Source organism: Seohaeicola zhoushanensis, from assembly GCF_014656415.1.
Classification (GTDB): Bacteria; Pseudomonadota; Alphaproteobacteria; order Rhodobacterales; family Rhodobacteraceae; genus Seohaeicola_A; species Seohaeicola_A zhoushanensis.
The window spans coordinates 117087-132590 of record NZ_BNCJ01000006.1; the positions used below are offsets into that span (position 1 = coordinate 117087).

Annotated in this window: 13 protein-coding genes; 7 read left to right on the forward strand and 6 right to left on the reverse strand. The window is 69.0% G+C overall.

The window, feature by feature from the left end:
* Window positions 1–101: 101 nt before the first annotated feature.
* Together IE266_RS12905 and IE266_RS12910 are read left to right on the forward strand one after the other, a co-directional pair.
* Window positions 102–1925, forward strand: a complete 1824-nt coding sequence (locus IE266_RS12905) for a serine protease (protein WP_189680510.1) — start codon at window positions 102–104, stop codon at window positions 1923–1925.
* A 9-nt stretch (window positions 1926–1934) separates the two neighbouring features.
* A complete protein-coding gene (locus tag IE266_RS12910; RefSeq protein ID WP_229864088.1) occupies window positions 1935–2351 on the forward strand; it encodes a PaaI family thioesterase in 417 nt (138 codons plus the stop codon).
* Between the two features lie 12 nt (window positions 2352–2363).
* On the opposite strand, the gene IE266_RS12915 is transcribed toward IE266_RS12910, so the two are convergent.
* Both IE266_RS12915 and ileS read right to left on the reverse strand, forming a co-directional pair.
* Complete coding sequence (locus IE266_RS12915) at window positions 2364–3974, reverse strand: sensor histidine kinase (RefSeq protein ID WP_229864089.1); 1611 nt, start codon at window positions 3972–3974, stop codon at window positions 2364–2366.
* Between the two features lie 206 nt (window positions 3975–4180).
* Complete coding sequence (ileS, locus tag IE266_RS12920; protein ID WP_189680511.1) at window positions 4181–7102, reverse strand: isoleucine--tRNA ligase; 2922 nt, start codon at window positions 7100–7102, stop codon at window positions 4181–4183.
* 238 nt (window positions 7103–7340) lie between these two features.
* On the opposite strand from ileS, the gene queF reads away from it, so the two are divergent.
* Complete coding sequence (gene queF, locus IE266_RS12925; RefSeq protein ID WP_189680512.1) at window positions 7341–7805, forward strand: preQ(1) synthase; 465 nt, start codon at window positions 7341–7343, stop codon at window positions 7803–7805.
* Window positions 7806–8255: 450 nt separating this feature from the next.
* Here queF and IE266_RS12930 read toward each other — a convergent pair whose 3' ends face one another.
* The 3 genes from IE266_RS12930 to IE266_RS12940 are packed head-to-tail and all read right to left on the reverse strand — an operon-like array spanning window position 8256 to window position 11082.
* A complete protein-coding gene (locus IE266_RS12930; protein ID WP_189680513.1) occupies window positions 8256–9254 on the reverse strand; it encodes a YcjF family protein in 999 nt (332 codons plus the stop codon).
* The gene (locus IE266_RS12935; RefSeq protein ID WP_189680514.1) at window positions 9251–9694 is read right to left on the reverse strand and encodes a GNAT family N-acetyltransferase; all 444 of its coding nucleotides are present in this window, start codon (window positions 9692–9694) and stop codon (window positions 9251–9253) included. The genes IE266_RS12930 and IE266_RS12935 overlap by 4 nt, the downstream gene beginning before the upstream one ends.
* Window positions 9691–11082, reverse strand: a complete 1392-nt coding sequence (locus tag IE266_RS12940) for a YcjX family GTP-binding protein (protein WP_189680515.1) — start codon at window positions 11080–11082, stop codon at window positions 9691–9693. Before IE266_RS12940 ends, IE266_RS12935 begins: the two co-directional genes overlap by 4 nt.
* A gap of 138 nt (window positions 11083–11220) precedes the next feature.
* Between IE266_RS12940 and truA the strand changes: the two genes are divergently transcribed.
* From truA to IE266_RS12960, 4 genes are all read left to right on the forward strand, one after another.
* Window positions 11221–11988, forward strand: a complete 768-nt coding sequence (gene truA / locus IE266_RS12945; RefSeq protein WP_189680516.1) for a tRNA pseudouridine(38-40) synthase TruA — start codon at window positions 11221–11223, stop codon at window positions 11986–11988.
* A 167-nt stretch (window positions 11989–12155) separates the two neighbouring features.
* Window positions 12156–13040: a PfkB family carbohydrate kinase gene (locus IE266_RS12950; RefSeq protein ID WP_189680517.1), complete on the forward strand. Its 885-nt coding sequence runs from the start codon at window positions 12156–12158 to the stop codon at window positions 13038–13040.
* Window positions 13037–13981, forward strand: coding sequence for a pseudouridine-5'-phosphate glycosidase (locus tag IE266_RS12955; RefSeq protein WP_189680518.1), 945 nt, complete (start codon window positions 13037–13039; stop codon window positions 13979–13981). Before IE266_RS12950 ends, IE266_RS12955 begins: the two co-directional genes overlap by 4 nt.
* 50 nt (window positions 13982–14031) lie before the next feature.
* Window positions 14032–14715, forward strand: a complete 684-nt coding sequence (locus IE266_RS12960; protein ID WP_189680519.1) for a DUF502 domain-containing protein — start codon at window positions 14032–14034, stop codon at window positions 14713–14715.
* Window positions 14716–14721: 6 nt separating this feature from the next.
* Here the strand turns inward: IE266_RS12960 and IE266_RS12965 are convergent, their stop codons facing one another.
* Window positions 14722–15498 (reverse strand): squalene/phytoene synthase family protein, encoded by a 777-nt coding sequence (locus IE266_RS12965; protein WP_189680520.1) that lies wholly within the window; start codon window positions 15496–15498, stop codon window positions 14722–14724.
* Window positions 15499–15504 lie beyond the last annotated feature (6 nt).

A 15504-nucleotide genomic window follows, 5' to 3' on the forward strand; every position in this document is an offset into this window, starting at 1 on the left:
CGCAACAGGGCGTGAAAATGGCCCCGAAAGGCATGGCCTTTGCACAGCTTTCCTGATTATCTGCCCCCCGAGTTCATGCAACGAGATTTACGGGACGAACGATGAAAAACCTGTTTGCCGCGATCATGGTCCTTTTGACCCTGACCGCGACCAGTGCCGCCGCACAGACCAGTGACGACACCGTCTGGGTGCAGATCGAGGCGCATCCTTCGCTTCGCGTCGCGCAGGAGCGCGCGCAACTCTACTCTGGCGTGCTGGCCGACGTGAACGGCTTCGCGCTGGGGGGAAGCTGGTATGGCATCGTCCTTGGCCCCTATACCCGCGCCGACGCCGAACGGGTGCTAGAGGTCTACCGGGCGCAGCAGCAGATCCCGCAGGATTCCTTCATCGCCTTCAGCCGCAATTTCGGGCAGCAATACTGGCCCGTCGGGGCCAATGCGCTGACGCAGGCGCCGGCCACAGCGCCGGTGGCCGAGAGCGCGGCGCCGGTCGCGGTCGAAGAGACCCCGGTGGCCCCGGTCGCCGAGACCCCCGCCCCGCAGCCGCAGGTCGAGACAGCGGTGGTGGTCGCCCCCCCGGCCCCTGCTCCGGCGCCCATGGTCGACACCGAAAGCCCCGCCGAGGCACGCCGCACCGAGGCCGCGCTGAGCGCGGAAGAGCGCAAGGCACTGCAGGTCGCGTTGGCGTCGGCCGGGTTCTACAACTCGTCCATCGACGGGGCCTTCGGTGCCGGCACCCGCCGCTCGATGGGTGAATGGCAGTCGTTCAACGGGCTGGAGCCGACCGGCGTGCTGACCACGATGCAGCGCAAGATGCTGATGGATCAGTACAATGCGCCGATCCTCAGCGTCGGCATGGCATCGCACACCGACGCGCAGGCCGGCATCCGGATGGACATTCCCGCCGCCGAGGTCGCCTTCTCGCGCTATGAACCGCCGTTTGCGCATTACGATTCCACCGGCTCGCTGGGCGTGCGGGTGCTGCTGATCTCGCAGCCGGGTGATCGCAACACGCTCTACGGTCTCTACGACATCATGCAGACGCTGGAGATCGTGCCGCTGGAAGGCCCGCGCTCGAAATCGGGCGACAGCTTCACCCTGGAAGGCCGCGGGCGCGATTTCGTCTCCTACACCGAGGCCACGCTCGAGGGCGGCGAGATCAAGGGCTTTACCCTGATCTGGCCGACGGGCGACGAAGAGCGCCGTGAGCGGGTGCTGACCGCGATGAAGTCGAGCTTTGCACGCGTTCCCGGCGTGCTAGACCCGGCCGCCGGTGCCGACAGCGAGCAGCATATCGACCTCGTCTCGGGGCTCGAGGTGCGCCGTCCGAAGGTCTCGCGCTCGGGCTTCTACATCGACCCGAAGGGCACCATCGTCACCACCATCGAGGCGGTGCAGCAGTGCAGCCGGATCACCGTCGAGCAGGACCACCGCGCCGAGGTTGTTGCCACGGACGAGGGCCTGGGCGTGGCCGTGCTGCGCCCGACCGACCCGCTGGCGCCGATTGCTGTGGCCAAGCTGCGCGAGGACACGCTTCGGCTGCAGTCCGAGATCGCCGTGTCGGGCTACTCCTACGAGGGCGTGCTTGGCGGGCCGACGCTGACCTTCGGCACGCTGGCCGACGTCAAGGGGCTGAACGGCGAGGCCGAACAGCAGCGCCTGGCGCTGGCAAGCCTGCCCGGCGATGCCGGCGGGCCGGTGATCGACATCAGCGGCGGCGTCGTGGGGATGCTGCTGCCGGCGCCCACCGGAAACCGGGTGCTGCCCGAGAACGTGAGCCTCGCCACCGACGCCACCGCGCTGCGCGCGCTGCTCGCCTCGGTCGGCGTCACGCCGCAGGACAGCAGCGACCGGGGCGCGATCAGCCCGGACGAGCTGAACCGCCTGGCCGATGGCATGACCGTGCTCGTGAGCTGCTGGGACTGAGGACCGGCCGTGAATCAGAACGAGAGCCGTATCCGCGACAGCTTTGCGCGGCAGACGATGATGACGACGGCTGGTGCCGAGCTGGTCTCGGTCGAGGAAGGCCGCGTCACCATCGCGGCGCCGGTCAGCGACGGCTTTCGCCAGCAGGCCGGATATTCGCACGCCGGTCTGATCTTTGCCCTCGGCGATACGGCGGCGGGCTATGCGGCGCTGACGGTCATGCCGGCGGATGTCGATGTGCTGACGGTCGAGATGAAGATCAACCTGATGTCGCCCGGCATGGGGCGGCTGGTGGCCGAGGGCCGGGTGCTGAAGCCCGGCCGCCGGCTGGTGATCGTGGCGGCCGACGTCTGGGCCGAGGCCGAGGGCAAGCGGCGGCACGTCGCCGCGCTGCAGGGCACGATGATCCCGGTCGAGGGCAGCTGACCGCGCAGGCTCTCAGCCGGCCGCGCCCTGGCCCAGGTCGCGGGCATCCTCCCAGGGGACGTCGATGATGCAGGTGAGCCCGGTCGAATCCAGCCGCCGGGTCATGCTGCCCGCAAGCTGACGCTCGATCATCAGCTGCATCAGCTTGGAGCCGAAGCCAGGGTCGGACAGGCCGTCGCCGGTGATATGCTCGCAGGAGGTTTCGACCCAGTTGATACGCAGCCGGCGGTCGTCGGACAGGGTCCAGTCGACCTCGACATGGCCGCCGTCCCCCTTTAACGCGCCGTATTTGGCGGCGTTGGTCACCAGTTCGTGGAGGACCATCCCCATCGCCTGCGAGGCATCCGAGGTCAGCACCACGTCGGGCCCGTTCAGGGTGAACAGCCGCCGTTCGGCGCTGGCGTAGGGCGAGAACTCCTGGTTCATCAGCTGGGTCAGCGTCACCGGCTGCCAGCTTTGTTCGGAGATCAGCGAGTTGTTCCGTGACAGGGCGGCGATGCGGTCCATCAGCTTGTTGCGCATGACGTCGGGCGCCTCGACCCGCGCGAGACGGACCATCGCCAGCACCACCGATAGCAGGTTGCGCGAGCGGTGGTTGATCTCGCGGTTCATCAGCCGCTCGCGCTCGGCGGCGCGGGCGCGTTCGATGAGGTTCATCATGCGGCCGAGGACGGCCTCGACGGTCTCGATCTCCAGATCGGTCCAGTGCCGGGCGCGGCGGGAGTGGACGAAGAGGATCGAGGTCGTCACCCCCTCCTCGACCCATGGCACCGCCAGGGCGGCCTCGCAGCCGAGCGCCTTGAGGATGTCGGGCGCGACGTTGCTGCGGTTCGGGTCGGAGCCGTCGAGACGGATGACATGGCCATCGAGGATGTCGTTCCAGAAGTCCTCGGCGCCGCTCGGGTAGCTGTCGGTCTCGGATATCCGCGCCACGCCCTCGGCGACCCATTGGTCGATGATCGCGAAGGAGGGGGTCGGCCCCTTGTCGGTCCAGGCGCGCAGGCCGACGCGGTCGGCGGCGAGGTGCCGGCCCAGCAGGTCGAGCGCTTGGGCCCGGACTTCCTCGACCCGCGGCACGGTGCGGAAGACGTCGCTCAGTTCCAGCAGCAGCTGGGTCGAGCGCTGCTGGAGCACCTGGCGGGTGGTCTCGTGGCCCGAGTTGAAGATGCCGCCGATCGAGCCGTCATCGAGCAGGATGGGGGTAAAGTTGTAGGTCCAGTAGGTCTCTTCCTCGACCCCGAAGCGGCGCATCGGCAGCATCTGGTCCTGCAGGAAGACGCCCTGCCCGGTGGTGATCGCCTGCAGGAACTGCGGCTCGATGATGTGCCAGATGTCCGACCAGACCTCGGCCGCCGGTTCGCCGAGGCAGCCGGGGTGGCGCGGGCCGGGGATCGCCGACCAGCTGTCGTTGTAGAGCAGCCGCAGCTCGGAGCCCCAGTAGATGCAGGTCGGAAAGGCCGAGTTCAGCGCGATGCCGAGCGCCGCGCGCAGCGCCTCGGGCCAGCTGTCCGGAGGGCCGAGGGGATGATCCGTCCAGTCGAAGGCGCGGATGCGCGCCGCCATCTCGCTGGGGCCGCCGAGGAAGGAGGTCTTGTCGAAATTCGGGGACTGGCGGCGAAGCAAGGCGACTCTCAGCGGTGGAAGGGAAAAGTATCGGGAGCACGAACAGGTAAACCGCCGGCGTTACTGGCCCAAGGATAAGGGCATGTTGATGCCGAGTGCAAACGATTCAGGAAAACAACGTCAAACTTACAACCATAGCGGGCCGGGTTGCGCGTTTTCGGTCGATTGAAGGTAGCCGGCGCCCCTTTCGGGACGCCGGCACAACCTTAACCCAGCGCGCTGTTGCAGCGGGCGCAGACGCCCGGGTGCGCATGGTTGCCGACGTCGGGCAGGATCTTCCAGCAGCGCTGGCACTTGTCGCCCTCGGCCTTTTCGAAGACCACGCCAACGCCCTCGATCTCGGGCAGGCGGAAGGCCTCGGACGGGCTCGGGTCGGCGGTGAGCTGGATGCCGGAGGTGATGCAGATATCGTCGAAGCTGGCCGTCTTGAGGGCGGCAAGCGTCGCGGCATCCTCGACATGCACGGTCGGCGCGGCCTCGAGCGAGGCGCCGATCACCTTGTCCGTGCGCTGCACCTCCAGCGCCGCGGTGACGACGCGGCGCACGCGGCGGATCGCCGACCATTTCTGCGCCAGCGCCTCGTCGCGCCATTCCGCCGGGGTGGCGGGCATGTCGACCAGGTGAACCGAGCTGTCCTCGCCGGGGAACCGTTCGAGCCAGACCTCTTCCATGGTGAAGACCAGGATCGGGGCCAGCCAGGTGGTCAGGCGGTGGAACAGCAGGTCGAGCACCGTTCGGGCGGCCCGGCGGCGCGGCGTGTCGCCGTCGCAGTAGAGCGCGTCCTTGCGGATGTCGAAGTAGAAGGCCGAGAGGTCCACCGTGGCAAAGTTGAACACTGCGCTGAACACGCCCTGGAAGTCGAACTTGGCATAGCCCTCGCGCACCGTCGCGTCGAGCTCGGCAAGGCGGTGCAGCACCCAGCGTTCCAGCTCGGGCATGTCGGCGGGTGCAACCCGGTCGGCCTCGGTGAAGTCGTTCAGCGATCCGAGCATGTAGCGCATGGTGTTGCGCAGGCGGCGATAGCTGTCGGAGACGCCCTTCAGGATCTCGGGCCCGATGCGCTGGTCGGCGGTATAGTCGGTCTGCGCCACCCAGAGCCGCAGGATATCGGCGCCGTATTCGTCGACGATCTTCTGCGGGGCAATGATGTTGCCCAGCGACTTGGACATCTTGTTGCCCTTCTCGTCGAGCGTGAAACCATGGGTCACCACGTTGCGATAGGGCGCACGGCCGATGGTGCCGCAGGCCTGCAGCATCGACGAGTGGAACCAGCCGCGGTGCTGGTCGGTGCCTTCCATGTAGACGTCGGCGATGCCGTCCTTGGTTCCATCCGGGCGGTCGCGCAGCACGAAGGCATGGGTCGAGCCGGAATCGAACCAGACGTCGAGGATGTCGAAGACCTGGATATAGGCGTCGGCGTCATGGTCGTTGCCGAGGAAGCGTTCCTTGGCGCCCGGCTTGTACCAGGCATCCGCCCCTTCGGCCTCGAAGGCCTCGAGGATGCGGGCATTCACCTTGGGGTCGCGCAGCAGGAAGTCCGGATCGGTCGGCAACGCGTCCTTCTTGGTGAAGCAGGTCAGCGGCACGCCCCAGGCGCGTTGGCGCGAGAGCACCCAATCGGGCCGCACCTCGATCATCGAGTAGAGCCGGTTGCGCCCGGTCTGCGGCGTCCATTTCACCAGCTGGTCGATGCTGGTCAGCGCGCGTTCGCGGATGGTCTTGCCATAGGTGTCCTGCCCGTCGTTGCAGGGGCGGTCGATGGCGGCGAACCATTGCGGCGTGTTGCGGTAGATCACCGGCGCCTTGGAGCGCCAGGAATGCGGGTAGCTGTGCTTGATCTTGCCACGGGCCAGCAGTCCGCCAACTTCGATCAGCTTGGCGATGACTGCGGCGTTGGCGTCGCCCTCCCAATCGCCCTTCTTGGCCTTGGCCGCAAGGATGTGCTTGCCGCCGAAGAACGGCAGGTCGGCCCGGAACGAGCCGTCTTCCATCACGTTGTAGGTGATGACCTGCTCGAGCATCCCGAGGTCGCGGTAAAGCTCGAATTCCTCCATCCCGTGGCTCGGCGCGCAGTGGACAAAGCCGGTGCCTTCCTCATCGGTGACGAAGTCGGCGGCGCGGAAGTCGCGCGGGTCGTCCCATTCGCCGTTGCCGCCCTCGGCCCCGGCGAGCGGGTGTTCCAACTTTACATGCCAAAGATCATCGATCGATACATCCGACAAACGCCGATACATGCTGTCGTCCAGCCGGGCGCGGTTCATCACGTCGGCGGCGCGTTCATCGGCGAGGATGTAGCGGTCACCGACATTGGCCCAGCATTCATCCGGCGTGCCGGTGACCTCGTAGAGGCCGTAGGCGATCTTCTCGCCGAAGACGACGCCCTTGTTCGAGGGCATGGTCCAGGGCGTGGTGGTCCAGATCACGACATAGGCGCCGGCGAGTTCGCCACCGCTTTCCGCGACCCGGAACTTCACCCAGACGGTCGGGCTTTCCTTGTCGTGATACTCGACCTCGGCCTCTGCCAGCGCGGTCTGTTCCACCGGCGACCACATCACCGGCTTGGAGCCGAGATAGAGCGTGCCGTTCATCAGGAACTTCTGGAACTCCTCGGCGATCACCCGCTCGGCGTGGAAATCCATCGTGAGGTAGGGGTTGGCCCAGTTGCCGGTGACGCCCAGCCGCTTGAACTCGGCGCGCTGAATATCGACCCAGCTTTCGGCGAACTTGCGGCATTCCTGGCGGAAGTCGACTACGTCGACATCGTCCTTGTCCTGCCCCTTCTCGCGGTATTTCTCCTCGATCTTCCATTCGATCGGCAGGCCGTGGCAGTCCCAGCCGGGGATGTAGCGGCTTTCAAAGCCCATCATCTGGTGCGAGCGGACGATCATGTCCTTGATCGTCTTGTTCAGCGCGTGGCCGATATGGAGGTTGCCGTTGGCATAGGGAGGGCCGTCGTGCAGCGTGAAGGGCGGACGATCGCCGGCAGTGTCGCGCAGCTTGTCATAGACGCCGATCCGCTCCCACCGGGCAAGCCATTCGGGCTCGCGCTTGGGCAGTCCCGCGCGCATCGGGAAATCGGTCTTGGGCAGGTTCAGCGTGTCTTTGTAGTCAACGGTCTCGGCGCACATGGCGGCGTCCTTCGGATAATCGGTCTGGATGTCTCAGGTCGGTGCGATGCTCGGACACCTTCGCCCGGCGCTTCCTGTCTCAGGGCGCCGGGTTCGTAATTCGCCGGGGAATGCGGAAACACCTGGTCATGCGGCGCTTATAGGCGCAAGGGCCCGAGGTGGTAAAGTGGTCAAGGCGCGGCCCTTTGCCCGGGCCCGCGGATCGGATATGAGCCCGCCCATCCAGGAGAGCGATGCCATGACAGACAGCAAGTATTCCGGCCTGACCCAACTGGGCGGCGCAAGCACCCTGCCCGCCAGCCCCGAGGAGGCCGTGCTCGAACGGGTCGAGAACACGCAAGGCGAACACGCCTATTGCGTCCGCTTCACCGCGCCCGAGTTCACCTCGCTCTGCCCGATGACCGGACAGCCCGATTTCGCGCATCTGGTGATCGACTACGTGCCCGAAGGCTGGCTGGTCGAGAGCAAGTCGCTGAAGCTGTTCCTCGGCTCGTTCCGCAACCACGGCGCCTTCCACGAGGACTGCACGGTGATGGTCGCGCGCCGGCTGGTGGACCTGCTGGCGCCCCGGTGGCTGCGCATCGGCGGATACTGGTATCCGCGCGGTGGGATGCCGATCGACGTCTTCTACCAGACCGGGCCGGTGCCCGAGGGCGTCTGGATCCCCGACCAGGGCGTGCCGCCCTATCGTGGGCGGGGGTAAGGCCAAGCCGGGCGAGCGCCGGCCCGTCGGATGGCGCTGCAAGCTCTGTGGCGGGCGCTTAATGCCTGCCAAGACCGTGTGACCTCCGAGCGCAGTGCGCCGGTGACAAAGCGCCAGCCCGTCGGGGCGGGCCGGCGCTCGCCCGGCGCCTTCGGCTTGATTCCGGGCGGGTGGCGCGGGGATTGGGGGAGCGGCTATGCTCCTGCGATGCCCCTGCGGGTGAGAGCGCCTACTCTTCGAGTTGCGTAGCACCGGGCGAGCGCCGGCCCGTGGGATGGCGCTGCTACGATCGAGGTCGGCGCTTTATCCCGGCCAAATCCGGACAATCCCTGAGCGTCGCCTGTCGTCGACAAAGCGCCAGCCCGCCGGGACGGGCCGGCGCTCGCCCGGCGCCCATGGCTTGATTCCGGGCGGGGTGGCGCGGGGATTGGGCGTATGGAAGGACGCCCCCTACCCCTCGCTCTTCCCGAACAGCCCCGTCAACGCCCGGCGGACGATGCCGCGGACCGAGGGGCGGCGGCCCTCGCTGAAGGCGAGCGGGCGGCAGACCTCGATGGCCGCGACCCCGACCCGCGCCGAGAGCGCGCCGTTCACCAGCCCCTCGCCGAAGCGGCGCGAGAGCTTGGTCAGCAGCGAGCCGCCCAGCACCGGCTCCAGCAGGTCATCGCCCACCGCCACCGCGCCGGTGGCGACGAGATGGGTAAAGACCGCGCGGGTCAGCCGCCAGCTGCCGATCAGGCCGGACCGGCCGCCGTAGATCTCGGCGATGCGGCGGATCATCCGCAGCGAGGCGGTGAGCGCGGTCAGCACATCAGCCAGCGCCAGCGGCACTAGCGCGGTGACGGTGGCCACCTGGCGCGCGGCGGCCTCGACCTCGCGGGTGGCGGCAGCGTCGAGCGGGGCCAGCAGCTCGGCCTCGGCCAGTTGCAGCACGGCAGAGGCATCGAACTGCTCCTCCATCCGCGCCGACAGGCGGTCGCGGCCCCAGCTGGTTTCGGGGCGGTGGCCGTAGAAGGCGACAAGCCGGCGCGCCACGTCGCGGGCGGCCACGAGGTCGTTGCCCGCCAGCGCGGCATCGGCGGCGCGGCGCAGCTTGTCGATGCGGCCCAGGCGCGAGATCGCCACCAGTTCGCGCAGCATTATCAGCAGCGCCACGAACAGCAGCGCGACAAGGATCGCGGTGACGATCCAGCCCAGCAGCGGCATCCGGTCGAGCAGCGAGAGCACGAAGTCCCAGGCCGCGACCGAGATCACAGCGCCAAGCGCCGCCCCGGCCAGCCCCCAGAACCAGCGCGCCAGTCGCGAGGGCGGCCGCGCCGCAAGCCGGGCGGCCATGGCCATGGCCTCGCCCCGCGCCTCGGGCAGCGATTGCACGGTCTCGGGCACCGGCGGCGCATTGGCGACATCCGCCGCCTCGTCGACATCGATCAGCACCGGGCCGCGGGTCATGCTTTGCCCTCCTTCGGCCAGACATAGGTGATGGCGGGCAGGTTGTCCTCGCCCCTGGGCGCAGTGCCTGCTTCGACGAAGCCCTGCGCCGCGTAGAAGCCGCGCGCGGCGAGGTTGGGCTCGACACAGCGAAGCTCCAGCCGGTCGCTGCGCGCCTTGGCGTGCTCCACCAGCAGCCGCCCTGCCCCGCGCCCCTTCGCCGGATCGGCGATGTAGAGCGCGCAGATCTCCTCGGCGTCGCGGGCCAGAAAGCCGCCGACCTCGCCGGCAAGCTCGGCGATGGTGCACCAGCCGCGCTCGATCATCGCGCGGCAGAAGGTCACGCATTCGGCAAGGCTGTAGAGTTCGGGCATCCAGTCGTGCTGGTGCTGGAAATGCCAGAGGATGTCGCCCATCGCAAAGGCATCCGCGGGGCCTGCCGGGCGCAGGGCGAGTCTCACAGCCGGTCTCCGATCAGGAACTGCGCCGCGCGGTCGAGGCGGATGTGCGGCGGGCCGTCGCCGGGGCGCAGGGTCATCGGCGCGGGCGCGAAGGCCATCGCCTGGAAATCCCCCAGACCCTCGCCCGCGAGGACATGCGAAGGATCCTCGGGCAGGTCGCCCGGGTAGAAGGCCGCCTGCTTGTCGTCCTTCAGCAGCCGGCCGCGCACCATCTTCAGCACCTCGCCGCCATGGTCGCGCTCTTCCTCGGTGGTGGCGCGCAGCGCGGCGATGGCCAGCGCGCCGGTCTCGGCCCCGGCAAAACGGGCACGCTCCGAGGCCTGCTTCACCAGTGCCTCGATCAGGTGGGTGAGCCGCGCGTGCTGACTGTGGTGCAAATGGTCGGCCTTGGTGGCGGCGAAGAGGATCTTCTCGACCCGCCGCCCGCCGAGCAACCGGGTCAGGAAGGCGGTGCGGCCGGGGCGGAAGGCGCTCAGCGTCTCGGCCAGGGTTGCGCGCATGTCGGCCACCGCCTCGGGGCCGCGATGCAGCGTGCCCAGCACGTCGACCAGCACCACCTGCCGGTCGATCCGGGCAAAGTGGTCGCGGAAGAAGGGCTGCACCACCTGCGCCTTGTAGGCCTCGAAACGGCGTTCCATCTCGCGGGAAAGGCTGCCGCGTGGCGCCTGCGTCGGCGGCAGCGGCGCGAAGGTCAGCACCGGCGAACCGGCGAGTTCGCCGGGCAGCAGGAAGCGCCCCGGCGCGAGGTCGGACCAGCCGGCCCTGCGGGCCTCGTGCAGGTAGTCGGTGAAGGCGGCGGCCAGCGCCTGGGCGCGGGGCTCCTCCAGCTTGGCGTCGGGATCCTCGGCCCTCAGCTGCGCCAGGAAGGCGGTCGCCTCGGGCCGGGTTTGCAGCTTCTTCAGCGTTGCGGCCGACCAGTCGGCAAAGGATTTCTCGAGCAGCCCCAGGTCGAGCAGCCATTCGCCCGGATAATCCACGATGTCGAGATGCAGCGTCCGCGGCCCCTGCAACCCGGCCAGCAGCCCGGTCGGGCGCACCTTGAGCGAGAGCCGCAGCTCCGAGATGGTGCGGGTGCTCTCGGGCCAATGCGGGTTGGCCCCGGTCAGCGCGGCGATGTGGCTCTCGTAGTCGAAGCGCGGCACGGTATCGTCGGGCTGCGGCTGCAGGTAGGCGGCAACGATCCGCCCCTCCTGCGCGGCGGCAAGTCCGCTCATCCGGCCCCGGTCGATCAGGTTGGCAATCAGCGAGGTGATGAAGACGGTCTTGCCGGCCCGCGCCAGCCCGGTCACGCCGATGCGCAGCACCGGCTCGAAGGCGCGGCCGGTCACAAGGTCGCCCAGACGGTCGGCGGAACGCACCACGCCGTCGGCTATCGTCGAAATCACCACGCTTGGAAGCCCTGCCCCATCTGCCTGCCCTTCAAGATAGGCAAGGCAGCGCGGCAGGGAAAGGGAATAAGGCAGAGGCGCGCCTTTGCGCCGACGCGCCACCCTTGCCCCGCCCCGGCCGCCACGCTACCAGACGCCATGCCCCGCTATGCTCTCAAGGTCGAATATCACGGCGCGCCCTTCGCAGGGTGGCAGCGTCAGGCCGACCTGCCCTCGGTCCAGGGCGCGATCGAGGCGGCTCTGGCCCGGCTGGAACCGCGCGCCCATACCATCGCCGCCGCCGGGCGCACCGATGCCGGGGTGCATGGCCTTGCTCAGGTCGCGCATTGCGACATGGAGCGCGACTGGGAGCCGTTCCGCCTTTCCGAGGCGCTGAACCATCACCTCAAGCCGAACCCGGTGGCGATTGTCGACTGCGCGCTGGTCGATGACGCCTGGCACGCCCGTTTCTCGGCGCTGGAACGGCGCTATATCTTCCGCCTGCTGATGCGGCGCGCCCCGGCGACGCATGACGCGGGGCTGGTCTGGCAGGTGAAGAACTCGCTCGACGTCAGGGCCATGCAGGCGGCGGCGGCGCATCTGGTCGGACGGCACGATTTCACCACCTTCCGCTCGTCGATCTGCCAGGCGGCAAGCCCGCTCAAGACGCTGGACCTGCTGGAGGTGCGCGCGGTCGAGGGCCGCTCCGGCCCGGAGGTGCAGTTCGACGTGCGCGCACGCTCCTTCCTGCACAACCAGGTGCGCAGCTTCGTCGGCACGCTGGAACGCGTCGGCGCCGGGGCCTGGAGCCCCGACGACGTGAAGGCCGCGCTCGAGGCGCGCGACCGCGCCGCCTGCGGCCCGGTCTGCCCGCCGCAAGGACTCTACCTCGCAGGTGTCGGCTATCCGGTGGATCCCTTCGCCTGACCCCTGATTTCTCTTCTTCAAAAATATCTCCGGGGGGGCCGCGCGGCACGCGCGGCGGGGGCAGCGCCCCCAATGCACCGCCGACCGAAGGCGCGCGGCCCGAAGGCCCTGCCCCGCTGCCCGCGCATCGGCTTGCACGGCGCCGAAATTGAGCGCACAAGTCCGGCATGAGCGAGATCCTCTGCATCGGCAGCGTCCTGTGGGACATCATCGGGCGGTCGGCCAGCCACATGCGGCAGGGCTCGGACGTGCCCGGCCGGATCACCCGCCTGCCGGGCGGCGTCGCCATGAACATCGCGATGACCCTGGCGCGCTTCGGGCTGCGCCCGGTGCTCCTCAGCGCCATCGGCCGCGACCCCGAGGGCGATGAACTGGTGGCCGCCTGCCGGGGCCTCGGGATGGAGACGGCGCATCTCTACCGTTCCGACGACCTGCCGACCGACCGCTACATGGCGGTCGAGGGGGCGAACGGGCTGATCGCCGCCATTGCCGACGCGCATTCCCTGGAGGCGGCGGGCGACAAGATCCTGCGGCCGCTGACAACCGGGCCGCTCGGCCATGCCGGCGCGCCCTATGCGGGATGCATCGCGCTGGACGGCAACCTCACGCGGGCGCTGCTGGAAACCATCGCGGCGAGCCCGGCCTTCTCGGCGGCGGACCTGCGGGTCGCCCCGGCCTCGCCCGGCAAGGCCGAGCGGTTGCAGCCCTTCGTGGCCCATGGCCGGGCGACGCTCTACGTCAACCTCGAAGAGGCCGGGATCCTGTGCCAGAGCGAGTTCGCCGATACCGAGCGCGCCGCCGCCGGTCTGCTGGCGCGCGGCGCCAGGCGGGTGCTGGTGACCGACGGCGGGCGCGCGGCGACCGAGGCGGATTGCGACGCCTGCCACAGCGCGGTGCCGCCGCAGGTGCTGGTGACCCGGGTGACCGGGGCCGGCGACACATTCATGGCGGCGCATATCGCCGCCGAACGGGCCGGCGCCGGACGCGCGGCGGCCCTGGAAGAGGCGCTGCAGGCGGCAGCGCGTTACGTTTCGGGAGAGATGCCGTCATGATCGAGCTGTCATATTCGCAGGAGGTGAAGGCCGCGCGCGCCGAGGGCAAGCCGGTGGTGGCGCTGGAAAGCACCATCATCACCCACGGGATGCCCTGGCCGCAGAACGTCGAGGTGGCGCGCAAGGTCGAGGGCGACATCCGTGCCGGCGGCGCGGTGCCAGCGACCATCGCGGTGCTGGAAGGCGTGCTGCATATCGGCTTGGAGAACGGCCAATTGCAGCGCCTCGGCCAGGCGCGCAACGTCGCCAAACTGAGCCGCGCCGACCTGGCTGCCTGCCTTGCGACCGGCGGCACCGGATCGACCACGGTGGCGGCGACGATGATCGCGGCGCGCTATGCAGGCATCGAGGTCTTTGCCACCGGCGGTATCGGCGGCGTGCATCGCGGCGCCGAGCTGAGCTTCGACGTCTCGGCCGACCTGCAGGAACTGGCCCAGACCCCGGTGACGGTGGTGGCCGCCGGCGCCAAGGCGATTCTCGACATCCCCAAGACACTGGAGGTTCTGGAAACGCTCGGCGTGCCGGTGATCGCCTACCGGCAGGACAGTTTCCCGGCCTTCTGGTCGGCGACCTCGGCCCATCCCGCGCCGTTGCGGATGAACGCGCCGGAACCGATCGCACGCGCGCATCGTCTCCGCGGCGCGCTGGGGCTGCCGGGCGGCCAGCTGGTCGCCAACCCGATTCCCGAGGGTGACGAGATCGCCGCCGAGGAACTGGCCCCGGTGATCCTCGCCGCGCAGCGCGCGGCCGACCGCAAGGGCATCACCGGCAAGGCGCTGACCCCCTTCCTGCTGAGCGCGATCTTCGAGGCGACCGACGGGCGCTCGCTGACCGCCAACATCGCGCTGGTGCGCAACAATGCCCGGCTGGCGGCGAAAATCGCGGCGGCGCTGGTGAATATCGACGCCGGGACGCCTCCGCCCGCGCGCGGCCCATTGTGATACGCGTGCCGAGCACCTAGGTTCGGCGTCGACCCCGGTGCAGGACGCCCATGAATACGCCTTTCGATCAAGACCCCCATCCCCGCAAATCCGGCCTCTTCGCCGGCCTCCGCGCCTCCTTCCTGACCGGCCTCGTGGTGATCGCCCCGGTCGGCCTGACCATCTGGCTGGTCTGGGCCGTCGCCGGCTGGATCGACAGCGTGGTGCTGCCGCTGATCCCCTCGACCTTCCGGCCTGAGCATTACATCGGCATCAACCTGCGCGGTGTCGGCGTCATCTTCTTCTTCTTCTTCACCATCATCATCGGCTGGATCGCCAAGGGGCTGATCGGCCGCTCGCTGATCCGCTTCGCCGAGAGCCTGGTGGACCGGATGCCGGTGGTGCGCTCGATCTACAACGGCATCAAGCAGATCTCGGAAACCGTCTTCGCCCAGGGCGAACGCAGCTTCGAGAAGGCCTGCCTGGTGCAATACCCGCGCAAGGGGATCTGGGCCATCGGCTTCATCTCGGTGCCGGCCAAGGGCGAGATCTCGGCCCGGGCGGAAACCGGAGGGCGGCTGATGGGGGTCTTCATCCCCACCACGCCGAACCCGACTTCGGGCTTCCTGCTCTACTTCCCCGAAGAGGACGTGATCGAGCTAGACATGACGCTGGAAGACGCGGCCAAGCTGGTGATCTCGGCGGGGCTGGTCTATCCCAACGGGCGTGACGGGGCGAAGCTGCCGACCGCCTGAGCGCGACTACCAGCGGCCGGTCGCGGCGCGCAGGGCAAGCGAGACACGATTGGCAAATGCACTGCGCCCGAGGCGCCCCTCGGCCACGCGGTGCGGTTCGGCCTCGGCCAGGGCGAGCACGGCGCCGGCCTGCCAGCCGGCGAGCAGTGCGGGCGCCGCCTCGCGCGAAACCGCGCCGCGCTTGGCGCGGGCGCGGTGCAGCCGGGCCAGCGCATCGCGGGCCAGCGCGCGCAGACCTTCGGGGGTGCCATCGAGCAAGGGCACCCGCCTACGCGCCGCCAGTTCCGGCACCGCCCGCAGCCAGTTCGCCACCCCGGCGGCATAGCCGAAATCACGCACCACGCCCTCCTCCGCCGCGCCCATCGAAGAGGCCGCCGCCCAGAGCAGCGCACCCGAGGTGCGGTCGATGTGGCGGGCGAAGTCGGCGGCATCCTCGAAGGGATCTTTGTATATATCCCAACGCCTTGCAGAGACCAACTCATCCAATGCCCTAGCAATCTCCGGCGAGATGGCGGCCGCCAGCGGCGTCACCACCTCGTGGCGGCGCACCTTGCCGCCGCCGGCGATTTCGCCAAGCGCGTCGCGCCACCATTGCAAGCGCATCTCTGCGATCATCTCCTCGGTCGTGACCCAGGGCGCGCGGGCGACCTCGACGTTCATCGCGTAGAGCGGGAAGAGCACGCGCCGCGCCGCCACCGGCGCAGCCATGACCGCGAGAAAGCGGTCGGGGTCGGCCTTCTGCACCAGCGCCGCGCAGGCGTTCAGATCGGCATCAAAGGCCATGGCCCG